The 23748-nt window shown below is 70.6% G+C and carries 24 protein-coding genes; 9 read left to right on the top strand and 15 right to left on the bottom strand.

The window, feature by feature from the left end; genetic code table 11:
• Positions 1–32 precede the first annotated feature (32 nt).
• The 3 genes from FDA94_RS13090 to FDA94_RS13080 are packed head-to-tail and all read right to left on the bottom strand — an operon-like array spanning position 33 to position 2303.
• Positions 33–695 carry an ABC transporter permease gene (locus FDA94_RS13090; protein ID WP_137247337.1) on the bottom strand — a complete coding sequence of 221 codons (663 nt, stop codon included), beginning with the start codon at positions 693–695 and terminating at the stop codon, positions 33–35.
• On the bottom strand, positions 692–1357 hold the full coding sequence (locus FDA94_RS13085) for an ABC transporter permease (protein WP_137247336.1): 666 nt from the start codon (positions 1355–1357) through the stop codon (positions 692–694). Before FDA94_RS13085 ends, FDA94_RS13090 begins: the two co-directional genes overlap by 4 nt.
• Positions 1350–2303, bottom strand: a complete 954-nt coding sequence (locus FDA94_RS13080) for an ABC transporter ATP-binding protein (RefSeq protein ID WP_137247335.1) — start codon at positions 2301–2303, stop codon at positions 1350–1352. The genes FDA94_RS13085 and FDA94_RS13080 overlap by 8 nt, the downstream gene beginning before the upstream one ends.
• A gap of 189 nt (positions 2304–2492) precedes the next feature.
• On the opposite strand from FDA94_RS13080, the gene FDA94_RS13075 reads away from it, so the two are divergent.
• Positions 2493–3899 (top strand): RNA polymerase sigma factor, encoded by a 1407-nt coding sequence (locus tag FDA94_RS13075; RefSeq protein ID WP_137247334.1) that lies wholly within the window; start codon positions 2493–2495, stop codon positions 3897–3899.
• Between the two features lie 14 nt (positions 3900–3913).
• On the opposite strand, the gene FDA94_RS13070 is transcribed toward FDA94_RS13075, so the two are convergent.
• The 3 genes from FDA94_RS13070 to FDA94_RS13060 all read right to left on the bottom strand — a co-directional run bounded on the left by FDA94_RS13070 (position 3914) and on the right by FDA94_RS13060 (position 6876).
• Entirely contained in the window at positions 3914–4249 is a 336-nt protein-coding gene (locus FDA94_RS13070; protein ID WP_137247333.1) for a hotdog family protein, read from the bottom strand.
• Between the two features lie 468 nt (positions 4250–4717).
• Positions 4718–5872: an acyl-CoA dehydrogenase family protein gene (locus FDA94_RS13065; RefSeq protein ID WP_137247332.1), complete on the bottom strand. Its 1155-nt coding sequence runs from the start codon at positions 5870–5872 to the stop codon at positions 4718–4720.
• Positions 5857–6876, bottom strand: coding sequence for an acyl-CoA dehydrogenase family protein (locus tag FDA94_RS13060; protein ID WP_137247331.1), 1020 nt, complete (start codon positions 6874–6876; stop codon positions 5857–5859). Before FDA94_RS13060 ends, FDA94_RS13065 begins: the two co-directional genes overlap by 16 nt.
• 96 nt (positions 6877–6972) lie before the next feature.
• Here FDA94_RS13060 and FDA94_RS13055 point away from each other — a divergent pair, with 96 nt between their 5' ends.
• The 4 genes from FDA94_RS13055 (at position 6973) to FDA94_RS13040 (ending at position 10805) form a co-directional block, all read left to right on the top strand.
• Positions 6973–7590, top strand: coding sequence for a TetR family transcriptional regulator (locus tag FDA94_RS13055; RefSeq protein ID WP_137247330.1), 618 nt, complete (start codon positions 6973–6975; stop codon positions 7588–7590).
• Positions 7591–7609: 19 nt separating this feature from the next.
• Positions 7610–8725: a steroid 3-ketoacyl-CoA thiolase gene (locus FDA94_RS13050; RefSeq protein WP_137247329.1), complete on the top strand. Its 1116-nt coding sequence runs from the start codon at positions 7610–7612 to the stop codon at positions 8723–8725.
• 346 nt (positions 8726–9071) lie between these two features.
• Entirely contained in the window at positions 9072–10103 is a 1032-nt protein-coding gene (locus FDA94_RS13045) for an MBL fold metallo-hydrolase (RefSeq protein WP_137247328.1), read from the top strand.
• Between the two features lie 30 nt (positions 10104–10133).
• Positions 10134–10805 (top strand): FadR/GntR family transcriptional regulator, encoded by a 672-nt coding sequence (locus tag FDA94_RS13040; protein WP_030456514.1) that lies wholly within the window; start codon positions 10134–10136, stop codon positions 10803–10805.
• An 85-nt stretch (positions 10806–10890) separates the two neighbouring features.
• Here the strand turns inward: FDA94_RS13040 and FDA94_RS13035 are convergent, their stop codons facing one another.
• The 6 genes from FDA94_RS13035 to FDA94_RS13010 form a co-directional block, all read right to left on the bottom strand.
• On the bottom strand, positions 10891–12069 hold the full coding sequence (locus tag FDA94_RS13035) for an NlpC/P60 family protein (protein WP_137247327.1): 1179 nt from the start codon (positions 12067–12069) through the stop codon (positions 10891–10893).
• A gap of 94 nt (positions 12070–12163) precedes the next feature.
• Complete coding sequence (locus tag FDA94_RS13030) at positions 12164–13000, bottom strand: amidohydrolase family protein (protein WP_137247326.1); 837 nt, start codon at positions 12998–13000, stop codon at positions 12164–12166.
• A 2-nt stretch (positions 13001–13002) separates the two neighbouring features.
• Positions 13003–14259, bottom strand: a complete 1257-nt coding sequence (locus tag FDA94_RS13025) for an aldo/keto reductase (RefSeq protein WP_137247325.1) — start codon at positions 14257–14259, stop codon at positions 13003–13005.
• A gap of 3 nt (positions 14260–14262) precedes the next feature.
• The gene (locus FDA94_RS13020; RefSeq protein WP_137247324.1) at positions 14263–15009 is read right to left on the bottom strand and encodes an SDR family NAD(P)-dependent oxidoreductase; all 747 of its coding nucleotides are present in this window, start codon (positions 15007–15009) and stop codon (positions 14263–14265) included.
• Complete coding sequence (locus FDA94_RS13015) at positions 15006–16307, bottom strand: L-fuconate dehydratase (protein WP_246059823.1); 1302 nt, start codon at positions 16305–16307, stop codon at positions 15006–15008. Before FDA94_RS13015 ends, FDA94_RS13020 begins: the two co-directional genes overlap by 4 nt.
• Entirely contained in the window at positions 16304–17113 is an 810-nt protein-coding gene (locus FDA94_RS13010) for a fumarylacetoacetate hydrolase family protein (RefSeq protein WP_425460144.1), read from the bottom strand. The genes FDA94_RS13015 and FDA94_RS13010 overlap by 4 nt, the downstream gene beginning before the upstream one ends.
• A 248-nt stretch (positions 17114–17361) precedes the next feature.
• Here FDA94_RS13010 and FDA94_RS13005 point away from each other — a divergent pair, with 248 nt between their 5' ends.
• Positions 17362–18564 carry a cytochrome P450 gene (locus FDA94_RS13005; RefSeq protein WP_137247322.1) on the top strand — a complete coding sequence of 401 codons (1203 nt, stop codon included), beginning with the start codon at positions 17362–17364 and terminating at the stop codon, positions 18562–18564.
• A gap of 48 nt (positions 18565–18612) precedes the next feature.
• Here FDA94_RS13005 and FDA94_RS13000 read toward each other — a convergent pair whose 3' ends face one another.
• Together FDA94_RS13000 and FDA94_RS12995 are read right to left on the bottom strand one after the other, a co-directional pair.
• Complete coding sequence (locus FDA94_RS13000; protein ID WP_137247321.1) at positions 18613–18900, bottom strand: hypothetical protein; 288 nt, start codon at positions 18898–18900, stop codon at positions 18613–18615.
• 15 nt (positions 18901–18915) lie between these two features.
• Positions 18916–19908 (bottom strand): GDP-mannose 4,6-dehydratase, encoded by a 993-nt coding sequence (locus FDA94_RS12995; RefSeq protein ID WP_137247397.1) that lies wholly within the window; start codon positions 19906–19908, stop codon positions 18916–18918.
• Between the two features lie 165 nt (positions 19909–20073).
• Here FDA94_RS12995 and FDA94_RS12990 point away from each other — a divergent pair, with 165 nt between their 5' ends.
• Genes FDA94_RS12990 through FDA94_RS12980 form a run of 3 tightly spaced genes read left to right on the top strand, consistent with a single transcriptional unit; the run spans position 20074 to position 23074 of the window.
• A complete protein-coding gene (locus FDA94_RS12990; RefSeq protein ID WP_170990912.1) occupies positions 20074–21291 on the top strand; it encodes a glycosyltransferase family 4 protein in 1218 nt (405 codons plus the stop codon).
• A gap of 20 nt (positions 21292–21311) precedes the next feature.
• The gene (locus FDA94_RS12985; protein ID WP_062349412.1) at positions 21312–22025 is read left to right on the top strand and encodes a class I SAM-dependent methyltransferase; all 714 of its coding nucleotides are present in this window, start codon (positions 21312–21314) and stop codon (positions 22023–22025) included.
• On the top strand, positions 22022–23074 hold the full coding sequence (locus FDA94_RS12980; RefSeq protein WP_137247319.1) for a prenyltransferase: 1053 nt from the start codon (positions 22022–22024) through the stop codon (positions 23072–23074). The genes FDA94_RS12985 and FDA94_RS12980 overlap by 4 nt, the downstream gene beginning before the upstream one ends.
• Here FDA94_RS12980 and FDA94_RS12975 read toward each other — a convergent pair.
• Positions 23071–23685: a class I SAM-dependent methyltransferase gene (locus tag FDA94_RS12975; protein WP_137247318.1), complete on the bottom strand. Its 615-nt coding sequence runs from the start codon at positions 23683–23685 to the stop codon at positions 23071–23073. The genes FDA94_RS12980 and FDA94_RS12975 overlap by 4 nt on opposite strands.
• Between the last annotated feature and the right edge of the window lie 63 nt (positions 23686–23748).

Below are 23748 nucleotides of genomic sequence, written 5' to 3'. Positions count from 1 at the left end.
ATTCCCTTCAAAATCGGGGGGATAGGTAGAGATTAGCGGACCTGTCGCACCCCCGGCGAGACGATTACCCGGTTGAGCAGCGTGAACCCGGTCTGCACCGCGAGCGCCAGGAGGACGACCAGGACCGCTCCCCCGAACACCTCGGCGTAGTTCTTCGTCGCCAGCCCGTCGATGATGTATCTCCCCAGCCCTCCAAGCCCGACATACGCCGCCACCGTCGCCGTCGCCACCACGGTGATGGCCGACAGGCGCAGACCCAGCAGGATCAACGGCAGCGCAACAGGCAGCAACGCCCGGAACAGCACCTGACTTCCCCGCAGGCCCATCCCGTATGCGGCGTCGCGCAGATCGGGGTCGGCGCCCCGGATGCCCTCATAGGTGTTCACCAGGATCGGCGGGATCGCCAGGGCGATCAGCGGGATCAGCACCGGCCAGAGCGTGCCGACGCCGATGAGCAGCACGACCAGCACGAGCAGGCCCAGGGTCGGCAGCGCGCGGGCGGCGTTGGCCGACACCACGACGATGACCGCGCCCCGGCCGGTGTGCCCGATGAGCAGGCCGAGCGGGATCGCGATGAGCGCGGCGATGGCGAAGGCCAGGAACGAGTATTCGAGGTGCTGGAGCAGCCGGATCGGGATGGCGTCGTCGCCCGACCAGTATTCGGCGCTGCCGAAGAACTCGATGAGCCAGTTCACGCCCGCCTCCTCGCCCACGGCGTCAGCAGGCGCTGGGCCACGATGATGACCAGGTCGGCGATCAGTGCCAGCGCGACCACGAGCACGATCCCGACGACGATCGGGGTGTAGAACTGCCGCTGCCAGCCGTCGATGAACAGGTAGCCGAGCCCGCCCTGCCCGATGAGCGCGCCCACGCTGACCAGCGAGATGCTCGACACGGCCGCGACCCGCAGCCCGGCCAGGACGACCGGCACCGCGATGGGCAGCTCGACCCTGGTGAGCCGGCGCATCGGCTGGAAGCCCATGGCGACCGCCGACTGGCGTACGTGGTCGGGCACCGACTGCATGCCGTCGACCACGGCCGGGATGAGCACGGCCAGCGAGAACAGGGTCAGCGGGATGATGACGGTCGTCTGGGTCAGGCCGGTGACCGACAGCAGGATCGAGAACAGCGCCAGCGACGGCAGCGAGTAGACGACGTTCATGATGCCGACGGTCGGCTGGTAGAGCCACCGGTAGCGGGCGCAGGCGAGGCCGAGCGGGATCGCGATGAGCAGCCCGACGACGACGGGCACGAACGCCATCACGATGTGGTTCTCCAGCAGGACCTTCACCGAGGTCGGCCCGCCGTTGTCCCAGTTGCGGGCGATCCAGTCCCAGCGGACGAGAGGCTCATCCACGGGCCGCCCCCACGAGCGCGGCCTGGCCGACCACCCCGAGCACCCGCCCGTCGTCGTCGACGGCCACCGCCAGCCCGTCGGGCGACAGCAGCGAGGCGTCGAGCGCGGCCCGCAGGGAGTCGCGCGCCGGGTTGAAGGTCCCGTGGCCCTCGGGCGTCACGCCCTCGGGGGCCGGGTCGAGCGCCAGGTTCTTCGCCGGGACGAACCCGAGCCGCCGGATGCCCCGGTCGCGGCCGAGGAACTCGCGCACGAAGTCGTCGGCCGGGTCGCTCAGCAGGTCGGCGGGCGCGGCGACCTGGGCCAGCTTCCCGCCCACCCGCAGCACCGCGACGGTGTCGCCGAGCTTGACCGCCTCGTCGATGTCGTGGGTGACGAACACGATCGTCTTGTGCAGCTCGGACTGCAGCCGGAGCAGCTCCTCCTGGAGCGAGGTGCGCACGATCGGGTCGACCGCGCTGAAGGGCTCGTCCATCAGCAGCACCGGCGGGTCGGCGGCCAGCGCGCGGGCCACGCCGACGCGCTGCTGCTGGCCGCCGGACAGCTGGAAGGGGTAGCGGCGGGCCATCTTGGGGTCGAGGCCCACGCGTTCGAGCAGCTCCATCGCGCGGTCGCGGGCCTTCTTCTTGTCCCAGCCGAGCAGGAACGGCACCGTCGCGATGTTGTCGACGATGCGGCGGTGGGGGAACAGGCCGGCCTGCTGGATGACGTAGCCGATGCCGCGGCGCAGGGTCGCCGGGTCGACGGTGGTGACGTCCTTCCCGTCGAGGAGGATGCGGCCCTCGGTGGGGTCGATCATCCGGTTGATCATCCGCAGCGACGTGGTCTTCCCGCAGCCCGAAGGGCCGACGAAGACCGTGATGGCGCCGTTGGGCACCTCCAGGGAGAGGTCGTCCACCGCGACCGTCCCGTCGGCGTAGCGTTTCGTGACGCCGTCAAAAGTGATCACTGGCGACCTCTGTCCACAGGGTGTCGATCTCCGCGGGCCAGCCTACGAGGGCTTTGTTACATTCCGAAATGATCAATGGTCACTGCCCAGAAGAATATGAATCAAAAGCCCACTAATTAGTGCGCTCCAGCCTTGGTGGCGGCATGATTGACGTACGATCCCTCCACTTCAACACCAGGGGTACCGGCCGTGACAACACCGCTCACGGGTCAGCGTTCCAGGAGCGACCTGATCGCCGAGCTCTACGAGCGTCACGCCGCCGGGCTGTTCGCCTACTGCCACGACCAGCTGGGTGAGACGGCCTCGGCCGCCGACGCCCTGGTAGCCGTGCTCACGGGCGTCCCGCCGACGGATCCGCCACGCGCGGCGCTCTTCTCCCTCGCCCGGCGCGAGATCTACCGCCGCGACGTCAGCTACGCGATGCCCGCCGTCGACTCGATCGCCGACCCGGCGACCGCCCTCATCGAACGCGTCTTCCGTGACATCCGGCCCCACCAGCGCGAGGTCCTGCTGCTGTCGGCCCACTGCGGGCTCAGCACCGCCGAGCTCGCCTTAGTCCTCGACGTCGCCGCCGACACCGCCGAAGATCTGGCCACCAGCGCCCGCCACCGGTTCGGCCAGACCCTCTCGACCGCCGTCGCCGCCGCCCGCACCGCACCGTTCATCGCGCGCGACGTCGAAGAGGTGTACGACGCCATCGGGGTCGCCCCCCTCGAAGACGTGCTGGCCCGGCTCCCCTGGCGCGAGCCGCCCCACGACGTGCTGCGCCGGCTCCACCAGTCGGCCCTCCCTTTTGACCAGGCGCCACCGGTCCGCCGGAAGTCCTCGCTGCCGGTCCGCAAGCTCTGGCCCACCGCGCCCTCGTGGCCGCTGCCGCTGGCGACCGACACCGACCCGGCGACCAACACGACGGTCGTCCCGCTCGACGACCTGAACAACCCGACGAAGATCGCCGAACGCCGCCGCCGCCACGAGGCGCTGACCGAGCCGATGCCCCGCCTGCGCGGCTCGATCCTGAAGAACATCGGCAACGGCCCGCCGAAGCGCCGTATGAGCCTGCCGGCCCAGCCCGCGCCGGAGCCCGCCCCCGCCCCGCCCGAGACGGTGGAAGCGGTCGAGGCGGTCGTCGAAGACCAGCTGGCGGCGTTCTCCAAGATGGCGTCGTTCGACGGCTTCACGAGCGAGACCGAGTCGCCCGCCCTGGCGGAGCCGGTGGAGACCGAACCTCCTGCCGCCGAGCCTTTGATGGATTTCTCCCGGACCGAGCAGGAGACCCCGGGCGAGACCACGATGCCCGACCTGCTGCCGTCCGACCGGCTGGTGTTCGCCCGGCCGGTCGCCGACGACGATCTGCCGCAGGGCTCGACCACGATCGACGCCCCCGAGAGCGCGCTGGTCAGGGCCGTGCAGACGGGTTCCCTGCCCGAGGCCCCGCTCGACCCGCCCCCGCTGCTGCCGGCCCGCTCCCACTCGGGGCGGCGGGCGCCCAAGGCCAAGCCGGAGCGTCACCACGACTGGGCATGGGAGCTGATCGGCTTCCTGATCTGCCTGGCTATCGCGCTGGCGGTCTTCTTCTCGATGCCGCTGCTGGTCTGACCCTCGCCCTTACCTCACCACGACACGCGGACCGTGCCGGTCGCGTGGACGCCCTCGGCTAATCGGGCGCAGACCTCGACCGTCACGATCTCGGTGGTGACACCCACCACGACGCCGGTGAAGGTGATGGTGTCGCCCGCGTGGGCCGGGCGGCCGAGCTTGACGTTCATGCCGCGGATGAAGGCGTCCGGGCCGGCCCAGTCGGTCACGTAGCTCTCGACCAGGTCCATCGTCGTGAGCATGGTGAGCTGGACGTCGGCGGCCACCGCGGAGCCCTGGCGGGCCGTCAGGGCGGCCGACAGGATCAGGCGGGGAAGCTGGGTGCCGGTCGGGACTTCCGGGGTTCGCATCGGGCCGCTCCACGGGGCGGGGCGGCAGGAGGCCGCGAACGGTGTGCCGCGCCTGGACATGTTCAGGGTTCGCATCTCACGGCTCCCGGTTGCTGGTCGACAGGACACAAAACGGGTCTATCGCGCAGATTCACAGGGCGAGCCACGGCCGGCCTTCGGCCGTCCGCATCTCGCCCTACGCCGGTCGCCGGCGCGGTTCCGTCGGAGGAGGACGGCACGCCGGGCGGACCGGGTCTGGGCGGAATGTCGCAGGCTTCCGGGCTCGCCGCACCGCTGGGCCCGGAAGCTCTCCGCAGAGTGAACCCTTCCAGACGCGCAGGGTGTCCGTGTTAGCCGGTTGATCCGCCGGTTGGGGTCGAGATTCACCGGGTTGAGGTTTTTCCACTCGCGGGCGGAACTCCGGCATCCTCCCAGGCAGAGGGAGGTGCGGTATGTCTTTTTTGCGGCTGGAGACGCTCCATCGGCGCATCAGCGGGGCGGCCTCGGCAGCTGGAGACCCAGCATGGCGATGAGTTCGCGCTGGACCTCGTTGACGCCGCCGCCGAAGGTCAGCACCAGGCCGCCCTTCACGCCCCGGTCGACCCGCTCCATCAGGTCGCGGGTCTCCTCGTCGGCCGGGTCGCCGAACCGGGCCAGGGTCTCGCCGACGATGCGGCCGACGTCCTGCATGCGCTCGGAGCCGTAGATCTTGGTGGCCGAGGCGTCGGGGGCGCCGAGCCAGCCGAGGTCCATGTTGGCGGCCACCTGCCAGTTGAGCAGTTCGTTGGTCCGGAAGGCGGCGTACACGGAACCCAGCGCCCTTCTGACCGCCGGCTCCTCGATGGCGCCCGAGCGCCGCGCCCAGGCCTTGAAGCGGTCGTAGGTGTGGGCGATGTTGCCGGCCGGGCCGAGGGTCACGCGTTCGTGGTTGAGCTGGTTGACGATCAGGTCCCAGCCCTTGCCGACCTCGCCGACGACCATGTCGGCCGGGACGCGGACGTCGCTGTAGTAGGTGCTGTTGGTGTGGTGGCGGCCGTCCATGGTGATGATCGGGGTCCAGGAGTAACCCGGGTCGTCCGTCGAGACGATCATCATGGTGATGCCGCGGTGCTTCTTGGCGCTCTGGTCGGTGCGGGCGGCGAGCCAGATGTAGTCGGCGAAGTGGGCGCCCGAGGTGAAGATCTTCTGGCCGTTGACGACGTAGTGGTCGCCGTCGCGGACGGCGGTGGTGGTCAGCGAGGCCAGGTCGGTGCCCGCGCCCGGTTCGCTGTAGCCGATGGCGAAGTGGCACTCGCCCGCCAGGATGCGCGGGAGGAAGAACGCCTTCTGCTCGGGGGTGCCGTACTGCATCAGGGTGGGGCCGACCGTCTGCAGCGTGATGATCGGGTAGGGCACCTCGGCGCGGGCGATCTCGTTGGCGAAGATCTGCTGCTCCAGGGGGCCGTAGCCGCGTCCGCCGAACTCCCGCGGCCAGCCCATGCCGAGCATGCCGTCGCGGCCCAGCCTGCGGCAGTGCTCCATGTACGCCGCGCCGAACGGGTCGGCCGCGATGTCGGCGCGCTGCCCGGCGGTCAGGCAGGTGGCGAAGTAGCCGCGCAGCTCGTCGCGCAGCGCGCGTTGCGCGTCGGTCAGTTCGACGAACATTCGAGGTCCCCGATCAGGTCGAGCTGCGCCTCGGCGCCGCCCAGGACGTGCGCGATGTGCTTGCCCCAGGCGAAGTAGCGGTGCAGCGGATAGGTGACGTCGAGGCCGAGGCCGCCGTGCAGGTGCTGGCAGGTGTAGAGGGCGCGCAGCGCGGAGTCGGCGGTGTGCAGCGCCGCGACGGCCAGGTCGCGGTCGGCGTCGAGCCCCGCCGCCAGGCGGAACACCCCTGACCAGACGGCGACGTCGAGCGCCCTGGCGGCGATGTAGACGTCTGCGATCTGCATGGTGACGGCCTGGAACTCGGCCAGCGCGCGGTCGAACTGACGGCGGGTCCTGACGTGGTCGGTGGTGATCTTGAGCGCCTGGGCCAGCACCCCCGAGGCGGTGGCGGTGAGCCCGGCGCGCACCAGCAGACCGAGCTCGTGGGCCGCGCCGGGGATCAGCTCTCCCGGGGCGTCGTCGAGGGTGACCACTCCGGCCGGTTCCCCGGTCGCGGTCGGGGTCCGCCGTACGGTCAGCGCCTCCGGATGGACCACGTACACGTCGTCGTCGACCGCCACCAGGACGCCCGCGGCCTGCGCGGCGTAGGGGACGCCGGTCACCCGCCCGGTGAGACGCCCGTTCGCGACGGCGACCCGCCCGCCGACGCCGTAGGTGTAGGGGACCCCGCCCTCCGCGACGGGAGCCAGCCGGCCCTGCTGGGCCGCCGTGCCGTGACGGCCGACGACCAGCCCGGTGACCAGCGCGGGCAGCAGCGGCACGGGCGCGACGTGCGCGCCGACCTCGCGCAGCAGCACCGCCATCTCGACCGGCCCGAGCCCCGCGCCGCCCGACTCCTCGGGCAGGCAGGCCCCGGTCAGTCCCGCGCGGGCCATGGTGGCCCACAGGCGCGCGTCGTAGGGTTCGCCGGTCTTCTCGTGGGCCTCCGGGTCGGCCTCCTTGTCGAGGAGCCCGGCCGCGAGGGTGCGCAACTCCCGTTGCGGCTCGTCGAGATCGAAATCCACCCACCGAAGTTAGAACGGATTCTAGTAAGTGTCCACAACCCCGTGACTGGTGAGTAACCATCCGGCACGGGACCTGGTCAGATAACGTGTTCTGCTATGGAAGCGGTCCAGGACCTCCCGCCCGGCACGGCTCCGGGCCTGCGCACCAAGAGCCAGCTCCAGCGGCGCAGGCGCATCCTCCAGGCCGCCGCGGCCCTGGCCTCACGCGGCGGGGTCGAGGCCATGCAGATGCGCACCGTCGCCGAACGCGCGGGCGTGGCCCTGGGCACCCTCTACCGCTACTTCCCCTCGAAGATGGACCTCGTGGTCGCCGTGGTCGGCGAGGAACTCGACATGCTGGAGTCGAGCATCGCCCGCCGTCCGCCGTCGGCCACCACCCCCGACGGGCGGGCCGTCGACGTGCTGATGCGCGCCACGCGCGGCCTGATGCGCGAGCCCGAACTCGCCGACGCGCTGATCAGGGCGCTGATCCTGGCCGACGTCGAGCTGCCCTTCGGCGACCGGATGGCCGGGCTGCTGGTCCGGGTCGCGGGCCTGTCCGACGGCCGGGCCACCGAGGAGCAGGGCGTCCTGGCGGCCTCGCTCGGCGCGGTGTGGGTGCAGGAACTCCTGGAGATGCTGCGCGGCCGGCGGACGTATGAAGACATCCAGCGCCGCATCGAGATCGCCGCCTCCCGCCTCCTGGCCGAGTTCCCGACTTCACGGGTGGAGTAGAACGCGTTACAGTTTCGGCATGGGGACGCCGGTGATCGTCGAGGCCGTCCGGTCGCCGATCGGCAAACGCGGCGGCTGGCTGGCCGGAGTCAAGCCACAGGCGCTGCTCGCCGCGACCCTGACCGGCCTGGTGCGGAAAGCGGGCATCGACCCTCTGGCCGTCGAACAGGTCTTCGCCGGATGCGTCACCCAGGCCGGTGAGCAGGGCGGACACGTCGGACGCCACGCGTGGCTCTACGCCGGGCTCCCCTACCAAACCGGTGTCACCACCGTCGACGCGCAGTGCGGGTCGTCACAGCAGGCCGTGCACCTGGTGGCGGCGCTGATCCAGGCCGGCGTGATCGAGGTCGGCATCGCCTGCGGCGTCGAGTCGATGAGCCGCCAGCCGCTCGGCTCGAACGTGCTGCCCGCCAGCCCCCGCCCCGACGACTGGACGATCGACCTGCCCGACCAGTTCACCGCCGCAGAGCGCATCGCCGCCCGGCGCGGCCTCTCCCGCGCCGACCTCGACGCGTTCGGCGCCCGGTCCCAGCAGCGCGCGGCCGAAGCGTGGGCCGAGGGACGCTTCGACCGCGAGATCGTCCCGGTCGCCGAGGTGACCCGCGACCAGGGCCTGCGGGAGACGACGACCGAGGGCCTGGCCCGCCTGAAGCCCGTCATGGGCGAAGGCGGCCTGCACACCGCCGGGACGTCCTCGCAGATCTCCGACGGCGCCGCCGCGGTGCTGCTGATGAGCGAGACCGCCGCGGCCCGGCACGGCCTGCGCCCGCGCGCGCGGATCCTGGCCCAGGCGCTGGTCGGGGCGGAGCCCTATTTCCATCTGGACGGCCCCGTGGAGGCCACCACGCGGGTGCTGGACCGGGCCGGGATGTCGATGTCAGATCTGGACCTGTATGAGGTCAACGAGGCTTTCGCGGCCATCGTCCTGTCGTGGGCGACAGTACACAAACCCGACTTCACCCGCCTGAACGTCAACGGCGGCGCCATCGCCCTCGGCCACCCGGTCGGCGCGACCGGAAGCCGCCTCCTCACCACGGCCCTGCACGAACTCGAACGCACCGACGGCTCGACGGCTTTGGTGACGATGTGCGCAGGCGGCGCCCTCGCAACGGCAACCATCCTCGAACGCGCGTGACCCAACGGCCCGGACCCTGCGGTCACCCGTTCCGAACACGCGAAGCGGAATGCGTCCCCTCCACCATGGCCGGCGCTCAGATGAAGCAGCCGTCGTTCGCGAGGATCAGCCCCTCGCCGGCCTTCATCCGCGCACTGCCGCCGATGACGTCCCGTTTGACGGGCCGGGTGCGGGCTGAGTCGCGTGACCACTGTCGTGGTGGGGCGACGGAGGACCGCGTCGGCTGGCGGCTGGCCTCGGATCCCCTCTGCGACGTGGGGCGATGGCGGCGAAGGGGAGGGCGGAATGCGGTGGTCGCGGGGGTTTGGGACCATGGTCGCGGTAACAAGCGCTTGATGGGGGCCGGATGAGTGAGCGGGATGTGCGGACGCGGCGTGCCTACTCGGCCCAGAAGGTCACCGACCTCGGTGACGGGGTGTGGAGTGTGCCGGTGCCGATACCGGGCAACCCGCTCGGGTACACGCTCGTCTACGCCGTCGAGTCGCCCACCGGGCCGGTCCTGATCGACGCCGGGTGGAACCATCCCGAGGCGTTCCAGGCGCTCGAAAGCGGGCTCGGGCAGGCGGGCATCTCGCTCGCCGACGTGCGCGGCGTCGTGGTCACGCACTACCACCCCGACCACGCCGGGCTCGCCGGGCAGGTCAGGGAGGCCTCCGGCGGGTGGATCGCGATGCACGAGGCCGACGCCGAGATGGTCCGCATGTTCCACGACATGGCCGCCTCCGACGACCGGCCACGGATGCAGACCGACATGCTCCGCCGGGCGGGCGCCTCACCCGAGGAACTCCCGGCCGCGATCATGGACGCCCCGACGCCCCCCGCGATCCCGGACGTCCACCTGGCCGACGGCGCGCTCGTCGACGTGCCGGGGCGGCGGCTGCGGACCGTCTGGACCCCCGGGCACTCCCCCGGGCACATCTGCCTCCACCTCGAAGACGGTGATCGGGTCTTCACCGGCGACCACGTGCTGCCGGGCATCACTCCCCATATCGGGATGTATCCCTACGATCGAACCGATATCGACCCACTCAGCGAGTTCCTGACCTCACTCGACAAGATCGCCACGTTCGGCCCGCTGGAGGCCCTTCCCGCCCACGAGTGGACGTTCTCCGACGTCGCCGCCCGCGCCGGCGAGATCGCCGAACACCACGAGGAGAAGCTGACCAAGCTGCTGGCCTCGATGACCGAGGCCGACCGGCCGCTGACGATCTGGACCGCCGCGTCGCTGATGACCTGGAACCGCCGGTGGGAGGACCTGGCCCCGATGCTCCGTGGGATGGCCGCCGGGGAGGCCGCGGCGCACCTGCGGACACTGGAGGTGCGCGGATTGGTCAGGCGCACGGGAGGTGATCCGGTCACGTTCGTCGTACACTCCTAGACATCGGATGTCTGAGGGTGGGTGCGAGGCGTGGCGGTAACCGATACGGCGATAGACCGGATCAAGGACATGATCCTCAACGGAGAGCTGGCGCCGGGAGCCCGGCTCCCCAAAGAGGCCGACCTCGCCGAACGGCTCGGGCTCTCCCGGAACTCCCTGCGTGAGGCGGTGCGCGCGCTCGCGCTGATCAACGTCCTGGACGTGCGCCAGGGCGACGGCACCTACGTCACCAGCCTCGAACCCCGCCTCCTCCTCGACGCCCTCTCGTTCGTGGTCGACTTCCACCGCGACGACACCGTCCTGCAGTTCTTCGAGGTCCGCCGCATCCTCGAACCCGCCGCCACCTCCAAGGCCGCCGTCAACATGACCGACGCCGGCATCGAGGAACTCCGCAAGATCCTCGACTCCCTCCCCGAGAACCCCACGGTCGAACAGCTGGTCGCCAACGACCTGGAGTTCCACCAGCGCATCGCCGAAGGCTCGGGCAACGCCGTCCTCTGCTCCCTGATCGAGAGCCTGTCGGGCCCCACGACCCGGGCCCGCATCTGGCGCGGCCTGACCCAGTCGAACGCCCCGAGCAAGACCCTCGACCAGCACTACGCCATCTACGGCGCGATAGCGGCCCGCCAGCCCGAGGTGGCGCATTCGTGGGCGACGGTCCACATCGCCGACGTGGAGTCGTGGCTCAGACAGGCGCTCTAACGACGTTTCATCAAGCGCGCCGGTCCGACTCGACGGGCGCGTTTGTGTGTAGCAGCAAGAGCGCCCACGTGCCCGAGCACGACGCTCATGTCTTCGACGATCGTTGGGGGCGGACCGCACCCTGGAAGCGTTTCATCCAGACCGGCGCGGCCAGGACCTCGACGCGTTTGACGACGTCTCCCGTCTTGGGGGCGTGGATCATGTCGCCGTCTCCCGCGTAGAGACCGACGTGGGACGGGTCGGTCTTCGTCGCGCCGAAGAACAGCAGGTCGCCGGGGAGCAGGTCTTTGGTCTGCACGGGTTTGCCCTGTTTGATCTGGGTGCCGGTGTAGTGCCCGAGGGTCACCCCGGCCTTGGCCCAGGCCGCGAGGGTCAGACCCGAGCAGTCGAAGCCGACCCGGTTCGCGCCCTTGCCGACCCCCCGGCTCGGCCCGTGGGCGTTGCCGCCGCCCCACACATAGGGAATGCCGAGCCACTTGGTCGCGGCCCGCAACGCGATCGCCCCGGGGGTGGTGGTGTTCTCCTCTTCGTCTTTGCGCGGCTCGCGGTCATCGCGCTTCTTCCTGGGCTCGGCGTCGACGCCGGGCGGCTCCTCCGACTTGCCCCGGGGCCTGCTCGGTTTCCGGTCGGTACCGACGCTCTCGGGCTGCGAGCCGCCTTCGGAATCGGCACCTTCCTGCGGAGGACGTGCCCCGCCGTCGAGAGTGACCTCACCGTCTTGGGGCGAACGCGCTTCCCCAGTTGAGATGTTGCCGCCGTCCACAAGCGGGCGCGAGCGGCCGTCCAAAGCGATGCCGCCGTCCAGAAGCGGACGCGCACCAGCCGAGGTGACACCCCCGTTCAAGAGCGGGCGGGAAGCTTCGTCCGGGATCGGAGGCGTGCCCTCGCCCGAAGGGGCGCCGCTCTCCGGGAGCGGGCGGGCGCCTCCCCAGGGCCAAGGCCCCGAGCCCGGGCGCAGGTCGCGGTCGGACGGGCCGAAGATGCCGCCCGTGATCTCCTCCGGACCCTCGAGGTCGTCCCAGGCCTCGGCCCACGGCCCGTCGGCCGCCCATGGGTCGAAGCCGTCCCACTCCGGCGGGGGCCACGTGTGGCCCCAGCGTTCGGCGAGTTCGGCCAGGTCGATCAGCTCGTCGAGCTCATCCGGCTCGTCGGCGAGGGCGGTCGGCTGGAAGACGTACCGGAAGGAAGCCGGTGACGGGCACGGCAGCGGCTCCGCACCCGGGTGGGGGGTGCAGAGGATGGCGGTGAGGAGCGTTGTGAGCATCCGGAACTCCTGGGTCGGGAAAGACAGGGCGACCCAAGAGTCCGGGGGGTTACGCTGAGCGCGCGTCCTTGAACGCCGTTCTGTGGAAAACCGCTTATGGCTTCAGGCGATATACCTTCTGTGCCGTCGATTCGTAGATGTACGACTGTTCGTCTCCACTCAGCCCACTGGTGAAATCCTTAGTTGTCTCCACTACCTCGCCATACGTCGCGGCAAGGAGGCAGACGGGCCAGTCTGAGCCGAACATGACCCTTTCCGCGCCGAAATATTCAAGGACGTGCTCCACGTAGGGCTGGAGCTGACCAGGGGTCCAGTCGGTCCAGCTCGCCTCCGTCACCAGGCCGGAGATCTTGCACGTCACGTTGTCGAGTTCGGCCAGGCCCTCGATCTCGGTCGCCCACGGCTCCATCAGTCCGCTGGCGACGGGCGGCTTGGCGGCGTGGTCGAGGACGAACCTCGCGTCGGGCAGGTCGGCCACGACCTGGCGGGCCGTCTTCAGCTGGTGGACGAGCACCAGCAGGTCGTAGGCCAGCCCGGCCGAGGCGACGGCGCGCAGGCCGCGCACGACGTCGGGGCGGGCCAGCCACTCGTCGTCGGGCTCGTCCTGGACCTGGTGGCGGATGCCGACCAGCAGGTGGCCTCCCGGGCCTTCGCGCAGTTCGGCCAGGACGTCGGCGACGTCGGGGGCGGTCAGGTCGACCCAGCCGACGACGCCCTTGATGAGGCCGTCGGACTCCGACGCGGTCCGCAGGAACTCGCGGGTCTCCTCGACCGAGGAGACGGTCTGCACGAGGACGGTGCCGGTGGCACTGGTGGCGGCCCGCAGTTCCGGCAGGCCGTAGGGGCGCCTGATCGGCGCGAGCGCCGCGCCGGACATCCAGGGGTAGTCGCGGCGGGACGGGTCCCAGAGGTGGTGATGGGCGTCGATCATGGTCAGAACCCCAGCTCCTCCCACAGAGCCTCGGGAACGGGCCGGGCGGCCAGTTCCATGTTCCCCCGAACCTCCTGCACGGATCTCATGCCCATGACGACCGTCGTCACCGCCGGGTGACGCAGCGGGAACGCCATGGCGGCCTGCGGCAGGGTCACGCCGTGCTTCTCGCACAGGGTGGCGATCTCCCGGGCGCGGGCGAGGACGTCGTCGGGGGCGGGCCCGTAGTTGAACGTGCCGCCGACGAGGTCGTGGCGGGCCAGCAGGCCGCTGTTGAAGACGCCGCCGGCGACCACCGAGACGCCGCGCCGGACGCACAGCGGGAGCAGTTCGGCCGCGGCCGACTGGTCGAGCAGCGTGTAGCGGCCGGCCAGCAGGATGGTGTCGACGTCGGTCTCGCGGACGAAGTCGGCCAGCATCGGCCACTGGTTCATGCCGACGCCGACGGCCTTCACGACGCCCTGGTCGCGGAGTTCGGCCAGGGCGGGGAACGCCTCGCCGACGGCCTGCGCCCAGTGGTGGTCGGGGTCGTGGATGAGGGCGACGTCGATGGAGTCGAGGCCGAGCCGTTCGAGCGACTCCTCCAGCGAGCGCAGCACGCCGTCACGGGAGAAGTCCCAGGCCCGCGTGTGGGTCTTCGGCACGTCGAAGCCGTCGTCGTCCTTGCCGACGCCGTCGGCCGGGACGAGCAGCCGGCCCACTTTCGTGGAGAGCACGAACTCGCCGCGCGGCTTGCCGGCCAGCACCTTGCCGAGCCGGCGCTCCGACAGGCCGAGCCCGTAGTGGGGCGCGGTGTCGAAGTAGCGGATCCCCGCGTCCCACGCGGCCTCGACCGCCGCCGACGCTTCGTCGTCGGTCAGAGCGGTGAAGAGGTTGCCAATCGGGGCGGCACCGAAGCCGTAGGTCGTCGTCACGCCGAAAACCGTAGAGAACGGAGCCCTCGGACGTACAGCCCCCGGCATCTCCCACACTTTGCGGAGAGGCCCGGCGGAGGGGTCGAAGTCGCCGTCCAGGTGGCGGTTCATCTGTTTCTGCCAAGCTTGGTTGATCGGATCACCGGCCAGCCGCGCCTGGAAGTCGGCGTAGTCGACCACCTCGACGTAGTGGAACAGGTCGAGGCCGTCGCGCCAGATCCGCCACACCCGGGCGCCGGCCTCGCGCATCGCCCGTTCCAGGCCCGGCAGCAGGCGGGCGTGCTCGGTGTCGTAGGCGGCCTCGCTGCCGGGCTTGAGCCGGGTGCGCAGGGCGATGCGCTGCACGCCTCAGCTCCTCGGCCGCAGGCGCAGGCCCTGCATTCCGCCGTCGACCGCCAGCGAGGTGCCGGTGGTGGCCGAGGCGAACGGGCTGGCCAGGTAGGCCACCGCGTGGGCGACCTCCTCGGCGGAGACCAGGCGGCCCATCGGCTGGCGGGCGTTCAGGGCGGCCCGCTCGGCGGCCGGGTCGGCGGCGGCGTCGAGCAACCGGCCGACCCACGGGGTGTCGGCGGTGCCCGGGTTGACGCAGTTGACCCGAATTCCATCCTGTACGTGGTCAGCGGCCATCGCCAGCGTCAGCGAGTAGACCGCGCCCTTCGTCGCGCTGTAGAGCGCCCGCTGGGGCAGCCCGGCCGTGGCCGCGATCGAGCACGTGTTGACGATCGCGGCGTGGGACGACTCGCGCAGGTGCGGCAGGGCGGCCCGGGTGACCCGGACCATGCCGACGACGTTGACGTCGTACACCCGCAGCCATTCGGCGTCGTCGTTGTCGGCGACCGTGCCGGCCGCGCCGATCCCGGCGTTGTTGACGACGATGTCGAGGCCGCCGAGCTGCTCGGCGGCGGACGCGACGGCCGCGCGGACCGACGCGTCGTCGGACACGTCGGCCTTGACCCCGACGAAGGGGTCGCCGGGCGGGTTGAGGTCGAGGCAGGCGACGCGGGCGCCGCGCTCGGTCAGCAGCGTGGCGATGGCCAGGCCGATGCCCTGGCCGCCGCCGGTGACCAGGGCCTTGAGGCCCTCGAACTCGGTCATGAATCCCTCCAGACCGGCCCGTCGGGGAACACGTGGGCCGCGATCGACTCGGGTCGCATCTCGGCGCTGAACCCGGGTGCGAGCGGGGCCCGGTAGACGCCGTTCTCCACGACGACCGGGTCGGTGAAGTGCTCGTGCAGGTGGTCGACGTACTCGATGACGCGGTTCTCCATCGTTCCGGTCACCGACACATAGTCGAACATCGACAGGTGCTGCACCAGCTCGCACAGGCCGACGCCGCCGGCGTGCGGGCAGACCGGCACGCCGAACTTGGCGGCCAGCAGCAGGATCGCGATGTTCTCGTTCACACCCGCGACCCGCGCGGCGTCGAGCTGCAGGTAGGAGAGCGCGCGCTTCTGCAGCAGCTGCTTGAAGATCACCCGGTTCTGGACGTGCTCGCCGGTGGCCACCGGGATCGGCGCGATGGCCCGCGCGATGGTGGCGTGGCCGAGCACGTCGTCGGGGCTGGTCGGCTCCTCGACCCAGTGGGGCGAGTAGGGGCTGAGCGCCTTGATCCAGTGGATCGCGGCGCCGACGTCCCAGCGCTGGTTGGCGTCGATGGCGATCGGGAAGCCCTCGCCGCAGACCTCGCGGGCGATGCGCATGCGGCGCACGTCGTCTTCGAGGTCGGCGCCGACCTTCAGCTTGATCTGCTTGAAGCCGTCGTCGAGGGCCTCCTTGCAGAGGCGGCGCAGCTTCTCGTCGTCGTAGCCGAGCCAGCCGGGCGAGGTCGTGTACGCCGGGTAGCCGGTCTCCAGCAGCTTCTCGATGCGCTCGGCGCGGCCGGGCTCGGCGCGGCGCAGGATCTCCAGCGCCTCGTCGGGGGTGAGCTCGTCGCCGATGTAGCGGAAGTCGACCAGGCCGACGATCTCCTCGGGCGACATCTCGGCGAGCAGCCGCCACAGGGGCTTGCCCGCGCGCTTGGCCTTGAGGTCCCACAGGGCGTTGACGACCGCGCTGATCGCCATGTGCATGACGCCCTTCTCGGGGCCCAGCCAGCGGAGCTGGCTGTCGTACACCATCTCCTTGTAGAGGGCGCCGAGGTCGCTGACGTCGCGGCCGAGCACGTACGGCTCCAGCGCGCGGATGGCGGCGGTCTGGATGTCGTTGCCGCGCCCGATCGTGAACGCGAAGCCGTGGCCCTCGCACTCGCCGTCGGACAGCACGACGTAGGCGGCCGAGTAGTCGGGGTCGGGGTTCATCGCGTCGGAGCCGTCGAGCTCCAGTGACGTCGGGAACCGGATGTCGAAGGTCTGGAACGACTGGATGGGCGGGTGGATCGACGCTCCGATGGTCACGCCTGACCCACCGTCTGCCGCTGCCGGCCGAGACCGTCGATCTCGAGCTCCATGACGTCGCCTTCCTTCAGGTAGGGATGCAGGCCGCTCAGGGCGACCCCGGCGGGTGTGCCGGTGTTGATCACGTCCCCGGGTTCGAGGACCATGAACTGGCTGAGGTAGCGCACGATCTCGGCCACGCCGAAGATCATGTTCTTGGTGTCGCCGTTCTGCTTCAGGTCGCCGTTGACCCAGAGGCGCAGCCCGAGCGCCTGGGGGTCGGCGACCTCGTCGGCGGTGACGAGCCACGGGCCGAGCGGCTGGAAGGTCTCGCAGGACTTGCCCTTGTCCCACTGGCCGCCGCGCTCGAGCTGGAACTCGCGCTCCGAGACGTCGTTGGAGACGGTGAAGCCGGCGACGGCCGCGAGCGCCTCCTCGTGCGAGGCGAGGTAGCGGCAGGTCGAGCCGATCACGATGGCGAGTTCGACTTCCCAGTCGGTCTTCTCGCTGGCGCGCGGCACGAGGACCTCGTCAAAAGGTCCGACGACTGTGTTGGGGGCCTTCATGAAGACCACGGGCTCGGCCGGAACGGCGGCGCCGGACTCCTCCGCGTGGTCGCGGTAGTTCAGTCCAATGCATACGATCTTTCCGGGCCGCGCGATGGGCGGACCGATGCGCAGACCGTCCTGGTCGAGCTCCGGAAGGGGGTCTCCGGCCAGTGCCGACCGGACCCGGTCGAGGCCGCCCGAGGCGAAGAAGTCCGGGGTGAAATCGGCTCCGTTGAGGAATTCGCCCAGGTCGAGCAGCCGCTCGTCGTCTGTGAGCACGGCCGGGCGTTCCGCGCCTTTTCCACCTACTCGAAGCAGCCTCACGACTCCCCCTATACATCCGATGTTTGCATGAGGAAGCCTGATGGCATGCCTGCCTCCCTGTCAAGCTCAGACATCGGATGACCTGTGGGGCCCAGAAACATGCTTGGCTGGAACACGTTCCACGTCTCTTGTTGAGGCGGATCGACAGCGCGAGACGCGGCCGGCCGCGTCTCGCTTTCGGCCAACGATGATCGGGTGATCAGATGCACATCGACCTCGTCGACATGGATCGGTACGCGGCCTCCGGCGCCCCCCACGACCAGTTCGCCTGGCTGCGGGCCAACGCCCCGGTGTTCCACCACCCTGGCGGCCAGATGGAGGGCTGGCCGCCCTTCTGGGCGCTGACCAAGCACGCCGACGTGGTGCACGTGTCACGGCGCAGCGACCTGTTCTCGTCGCACCGGCGGCTGTCGCTCTTCCCCGAGCCGGGCGAGGCGGAGCTCGAACTCCAGCGGCTGATGATGCTGAACCAGGACCCGCCGGAGCACACCCGCCGCCGCTCGCTGGTCAACCGGGGCTTCACCCCGCGCGCCATCTCCAAGCTTGAAGACCACATCCGCGACATCTGCCACGAGCTCATCGACGAGGCCCAGGCGAAGCCGAGCGTCGACTTCGTCCGCGACATCGCCGCGCCCCTGCCGCTGTACGTCATCTGCGAGCTCCTCGGCGCGCCGGTGGAAGACCGGGCCAAGCTCTTCGAGTGGTCCAACCGCATGATCGGCATGGACGACCCCGACTACTCGGCCAGCCCCGAAGAGGGCCAGATGGCGCCGATGGAGGTCTACGCGTACGCCAACCAGCTCGCCGAGGCGCGCCGCGAGGACCCCCGCGACGACCTGGTGACCAAGCTGCTCCAGCCCGGCGACGACGGCGAGGAGCTGAGCGTGGAGGAGTTCGACCTGTTCGTCCTGCTCCTCGTGGTGGCCGGGAACGAGACCACCCGCAACGCGGCCTCGGGCGGCATGCTGGCCCTCTTCGAGAACCCCGACGAGTGGGCCAAGCTCGTCGCCGACCCGTCGGTGGCGAAGACGGCGGCCGACGAGATCGTCCGGTGGGTCGCGCCGGTGAACCTCTTCAGGCGCACGGCCACCCAGGACATGGAGCTACGGGGTCAGCAGATCAAGGAGGGCGACAAGGTCGTCATCTTCTACGCGGGCGCCAACCGCGACGAGGAGGTCTTCGCCCGCCCGGAGGTCTTCGACGTCACCCGCGACCCCAACCCCCAGCTCGGCTTCGGCGGCGGCGGCGCCCACTTCTGCCTCGGCAACCACCTCGCCAAGATGGAACTCCGGGTCCTGTTCGAAGTCCTGTCGGAGCGCGTCCCCAAGATCCAGCAGGCCGGCGAGGCCCGCCGCCTCCGCTCCTACTTCATCAACGGCATCAAGGACCTGCCCGTCTCCCTCTGAGCCCGCGAACGGTGCGGGGCCGGTCGACGGCCCCGCACCGTCCGTTCGTCAGCAGGCCGTCCGCGCGACGAAGGTGCCGGGGAGGGGCACGGCGGCGAGGGTCGGGAAGATGTACGTGGCCTCGGTGACGGCGAAGGTGTAGTCGCCCCGCCCGTCGCAGCGGAAGGTGAAGATCTGGTCGAGGGTGGCGCGGCCGTCCAGATCACTGGTCGCGTTGAAGGGCCCAGAGGCGACGAGGGCGTCGTCCTTGCGGATCTCGAACCGTCCCCTGACCGAACAGGGAGCCAGTGTCCAGAAGGACATGGCGGTCCGGCAGTGCGACGTGAGGACGGTCACCAGTCGTCCCGGCGACTAGGGCCAGGAGGAGTCCTGCGGGTCACCGCCCTCGCTGAGGAGGCGGAGGTCCGATTCGACCATCATCGCGACCAGTTCCTCGAACGGGACGGTCGGCTCCCAGCCGAGCTGGGTGCGGGCCTTCTTCGGGTCGGCGCACAGCAGGTCGACCTCGGCCGGGCGGTGCAGCGACTGGTCGGCGATGACGTGACGCTCCCAGTCGAGGTCGGCGGCGGTGAAGGCGGCCTCGACGAGTTCGCGCACCGACTGGGTGCGGCCGGTCCCGATGACGTAGTCCTCCGGCTTGCCGACCTGGAGCATCAGGTGCATGGCCCGCACGTAGTCGCCCGCGAATCCCCAGTCGCGCCGGGCCTCCAGGTTCCCCAGGCGCAGCTCGGTGGCCAGGCCCAGCTTGATGCGGGCCACGCCGAGCGACACCTTGCGGGTCACGAACTCGGCTCCCCGGCGGGGCGACTCGTGGTTGAACAGGATGCCGGAGACGGCGTACATGCCGTAGGACTCGCGGTAGTTCTGGGTCAGGAAGTGCCCGTACGCCTTGGCCACGCCGTAGGGCGAGCGCGGGTGGAAGGGCGTGACCTCGGTCTGCGGGGTCTCGCGGACCTGGCCGAACATCTCCGACGACGAGGCCTGGTAGAAGCGGATCTCCCCACCGCGCGAGGAGCAGACGCGGATCGCCTCCAGCATGCGCAGCACGCCCATGCCGGTCACCTCGGCGGTCAGTTCGGCCTGCTCCCACGACATGGGCACGAACGAGATGGCGCCCAGGTTGTAGACCTCGTCGGGCCGGACCCTCTCGACGGCCGAGATGAGCGACCCCTGGTCGAGCAGGTCGCCCCGGACCAGGTGGATGTCCTTCGGCAGCCGGGCGACGCGCGGGTTGGACTGGCCGCGGACCAGGCCCCACACCTCGTAGCCCTCGGCGAGCAGGTGTTCGGCGAGATAGGAGCCGTCCTGACCGGTGATGCCCGTGATCAACGCGCGTCTGGCCAACACGCCCTCCTCCGTCTGCGAACTTTGTAGGCGAATGTACCCCGAAGGCCCTGACCGGGCCGCATTCGTAGAACACGTTCCACCGAACGGCATTCCACCCGCCTAGGCTAAGGTCATCTCAGGTGCCCCCACAGGGGCGGAAAGGGGTGCTTCGGGGTGGAGAGGCTGCGCGTCGCACTGCTGTCCTATCGCAGCAAACCCACCTGCGGCGGTCAGGGGGTGTATCTCCGCCACATCACCCGCGAGCTCGTGGCGATGGGTCACCACGTCGAGGTGTTCTCGGGTCAGCCCTATCCGGAGCTCGACGAGGGCGTGATCCTCAACAAGGTGCCGAGCCTCGACCTCTACCGGGACGAAGACCCCTTCCGGACGCCCGGTCTGCGCGAATACCGCGACTGGATCGACCTCCTCGAAGTCGGCACGATGTGGACGGCCGGCTTCCCCGAGCCGCTGACCTTCAGCCTCCGGGCCTACCGGGAGCTCAAGGCCCGGATCGGCGACTTCGACGTCGTACAGGACAACCAGACGCTCGGATACGGCGTGCTGGGCATCCAGAAGCACTTCCCGGTGGTCGGCACGATCCACCACCCCATCAGCGTCGACCGGCGGATCGAGCTCGAGGCCGCCGAGGGCTGGGCGAAGCTCTCCAAACGGCGCTGGTACGGCTTCGTCCGCATGCAGGCCTACGTCGCCGCGCGGCTCAAGCCGATCCTGACGGTCAGCGAGTCGTCGGTGGCCGACATCCACCGCGACTTCCGCGTCCCGCAGTCGAACCTGCGCCTGATCCCGCTCGGCGTGGACACCAGGTTCTTCCACCCGCGCCCCGAGCTGCCCAAGCGCAAGGGCTCGATCGTGGCCGTGGCCAGCGCCGACTCCCCGATGAAGGGGGTCGCGACGCTCCTGCGCGCGGTCGCCAAGCTCTCCACCGAACGCGACGTGAACCTGACCGTCGTCAGCAAGCCGACCCCCGGCGGCCCGACCGAGCAGCTCGTGGCCGAGCTCTCGCTGCACGACCGGGTCAATTTCGTCCACGGCATCTCCGACGACGAGCTCGGCACGCTGATCGCCACCTCGGAGATCTCGGTCGTCCCCTCTCTGTACGAGGGCTTCTCGCTCCCCGCCGTGGAGCACATGGCGTGCGGGACCCCGCTGGTGGCGTCCCGGACCGGCGCCCTGCCCGAAGTGGTGGGCGACGCCGCGGTCCAGGTCGCCCCGGGCGACCCCGAGGAGCTCGCGGCGACGCTGCGCCGCCTGATCGACTCCCCCGACCTGCGGGAGGAGTACGGCAAGCGCGGCTTCGACCGAGTCATGGAGCGTTACGCGTGGCCCGTCGTGGCCCGCAAGACCGTTGAGGCCTACCGCGAGGCCATCGCCGCGCGCTGACCCGAAGGGTTCCCCAGGAGATGCTGACCGTCGATTTCGCCCGGCTGCCCGTCGGGCCCGGAGACCGTGTGCTCGACCTGGGCGCCGGTGGCGGCAGGCATGCCTTCGAGGTGCTGCGCCGGGGCGCCGACGTGGTCGCCTTCGACCTCGATCCGGCCGAGATGGAGTCGGTGGCGGCGATGTTCGCGGCCATGGACAAGGAGGGCGAGGTCCCCTACGGCGCCACCGGCGAGACCGTCGTCGGGACCGCGCTCGACATGCCCTTCCCCGACGGGTCGTTCGACCGGGTGATCGCGTCGGAGGTCCTGGAGCACATCCCCGAGGACATGGCGGCGATGAAGGAGATCGTCCGGGTGCTGAAGCCCGGCGGGCTGCTGGCCGTGACGGTGCCGGCCTTCCTGCCCGAGCGGGTCTGCTGGGCGCTCTCGGAGGCCTACCACACGGCTCCCGGCGGGCACATCCGGATCTACACCCTCGCCGAGCTGTCGGCGAAGCTGAAGTCGTCGGGCCTGGAGATCGGCGACCACCACCACGCCCACGGGCTCCACACGCCCTACTGGTGGATCAAGTGCGCGGTGGGGGTCGACAACAACGACCACCCGATCGCCAAGGCCTACCACGAGCTGCTGGTGTGGGACATCATGAAGCGCCCCGCCGTCACCCGGATCGCCGAGCAGATCCTCAACCCGGTGATCGGCAAGAGCGTGGTCCTCTACGCCCGGAAGCCCGCATGATCCCGGCGGTGCCCGGGGTCGTGACCGGCGACGAGATCGCCGCCACCGCCGCCAGCATCGCCGCCGTCCAGCTCCCCGACGGGGGCGTGCCGTGGCCCGAGGGGCACGTCGACGCGTGGAACCACGTCGAGTGCCTGATGGCCATGACGGCGGCCGGGCTGCGCGAGGCGTCCGCGCGCGGCTGGGAGTGGCTGCGGCGCCACCAGCGGGCCGACGGCTCGTGGCCGATGAAGGTCCTGAACGGCGAGCCGCTCGAAGACCGGGGCGAGTCCAACCACGCGGCCTACGTGGCCGTCGGGGTCTGGCACGACCTGCTGGTCACCGGCGACGAGGCGTTCGCCCGGGAGATGTGGCCGACCGTCGGCCGCGCCCTCGACTTCGTGACCGGGCTGCAGACCCGGCGCGGCGAGATCGTCTGGGAGGCTTCCCCGGGCTCCTACGCGCTGCTGACCGGCTGCTCGTCGGTCTACCAGGGCCTGCGCTGCGGGGTGCGGCTGGCCGAGCGCCTGGGTGACCCCCGGCCCGACTGGGAGCTGGCGGCCGACCGGCTCGGCCACGTGCTGCGCGAGCATCCCGAGGCGTTCGCCGACAAGAGCCGCTTCTCGATGGACTGGTACTACCCCGTGCTCGGCGGCGCCCTGCGGGGCGACCGGGCGCTGCGCCGCCTCGACGACGACTGGGACCGCTTCGCGGTGGCCGGCCTCGGCATCCGCTGCGTCTCCGACCAGCCGTGGGTGACCGGCGCCGAGTCGTGCGAGCTGGTGCTGACCCTCGACGCGGTGGGCGACGACGACCGCGCTCTGAAGGTCTTCACCGAGATGCAGCACCTGCGGCACCCCGGCGGCGGCTACTGGACGGGCTGGCAGTTCGTGAACGAGCGCCACTTCCCGAACGAGCGGTCGGCGTACACGGCGGCCGCGGTGATCCTCGCCGCCGACGCGCTGTCGCGCACCACCCCGGCCAACGGCGTCTTCCGCGACGCGGGCGGCTTCGCCGAAGACCGGGCCTCCGACGACTGCGGCTGCCAGCGGGCGGCCTCGCCCGCTTAGACCTTCTCCAAGGCCCGCAGGGAGCCGGTCACCCGGACCTCCTTGAAGCCCTCTTCGAGGGCCCTGCGGTAGATCCGGTACGGCGCCTGCCCGCCCTCGGCCGGATCGGGGTAGATGTCATGGAAGATCAGCACACCCCCCGGCACCACGTGGGGCGCCCAGCCCTCGTAGTCGCGGGTCACCGGGTCTTCGGAGTGGCCCCCGTCGACGAACAGCAGGCCGAGGGGGGTGTGCCAGTGCCCCGCCACGGTCGCCGACGCGCCGACGACCGCGACGACGACGTCTTCGAGGTCGGCCGTGGCGATGGTGGTGCGGAAGAAGGGCAGCGAGTCCATCCGGCCGAAGCGGGGGTCGACCAGGGTGGGGTCGTGGTGGGCCCAGCCGGGCTGGATCTCCTCCGAGCCCCGGTGGTGGTCGACCGTGAACAGCACCGTGCCGGCCTCCCGGGCGGCGGCGCCCAGGTAGACGGCCGACTTGCCGCAGTAGGAGCCGATCTCGGCCATGGGGCCGCGGGAGCCGTACAGGCAACCGAGCTCGTAGAGAGCCTGGCCCTCGTCTGGGGGCATGAAACCTTTGGCCCGCTCGGCGGTGTGCCGCAAAAGTGCCGGCATCGGAGGGTGTGTCACCCGCCCGAGACTACCCTTGTCCACGTAGATGCAACGTGTTCTACTTCT

The sequence above is a fragment of the Herbidospora galbida genome (assembly GCF_005233835.1).
GTDB classification, from domain to species: Bacteria; Actinomycetota; Actinomycetes; order Streptosporangiales; family Streptosporangiaceae; genus Herbidospora; species Herbidospora galbida.
Note: the sequence above shows the minus strand (reverse complement) of the source record. Positions and strands in the feature narration are given on the sequence as shown.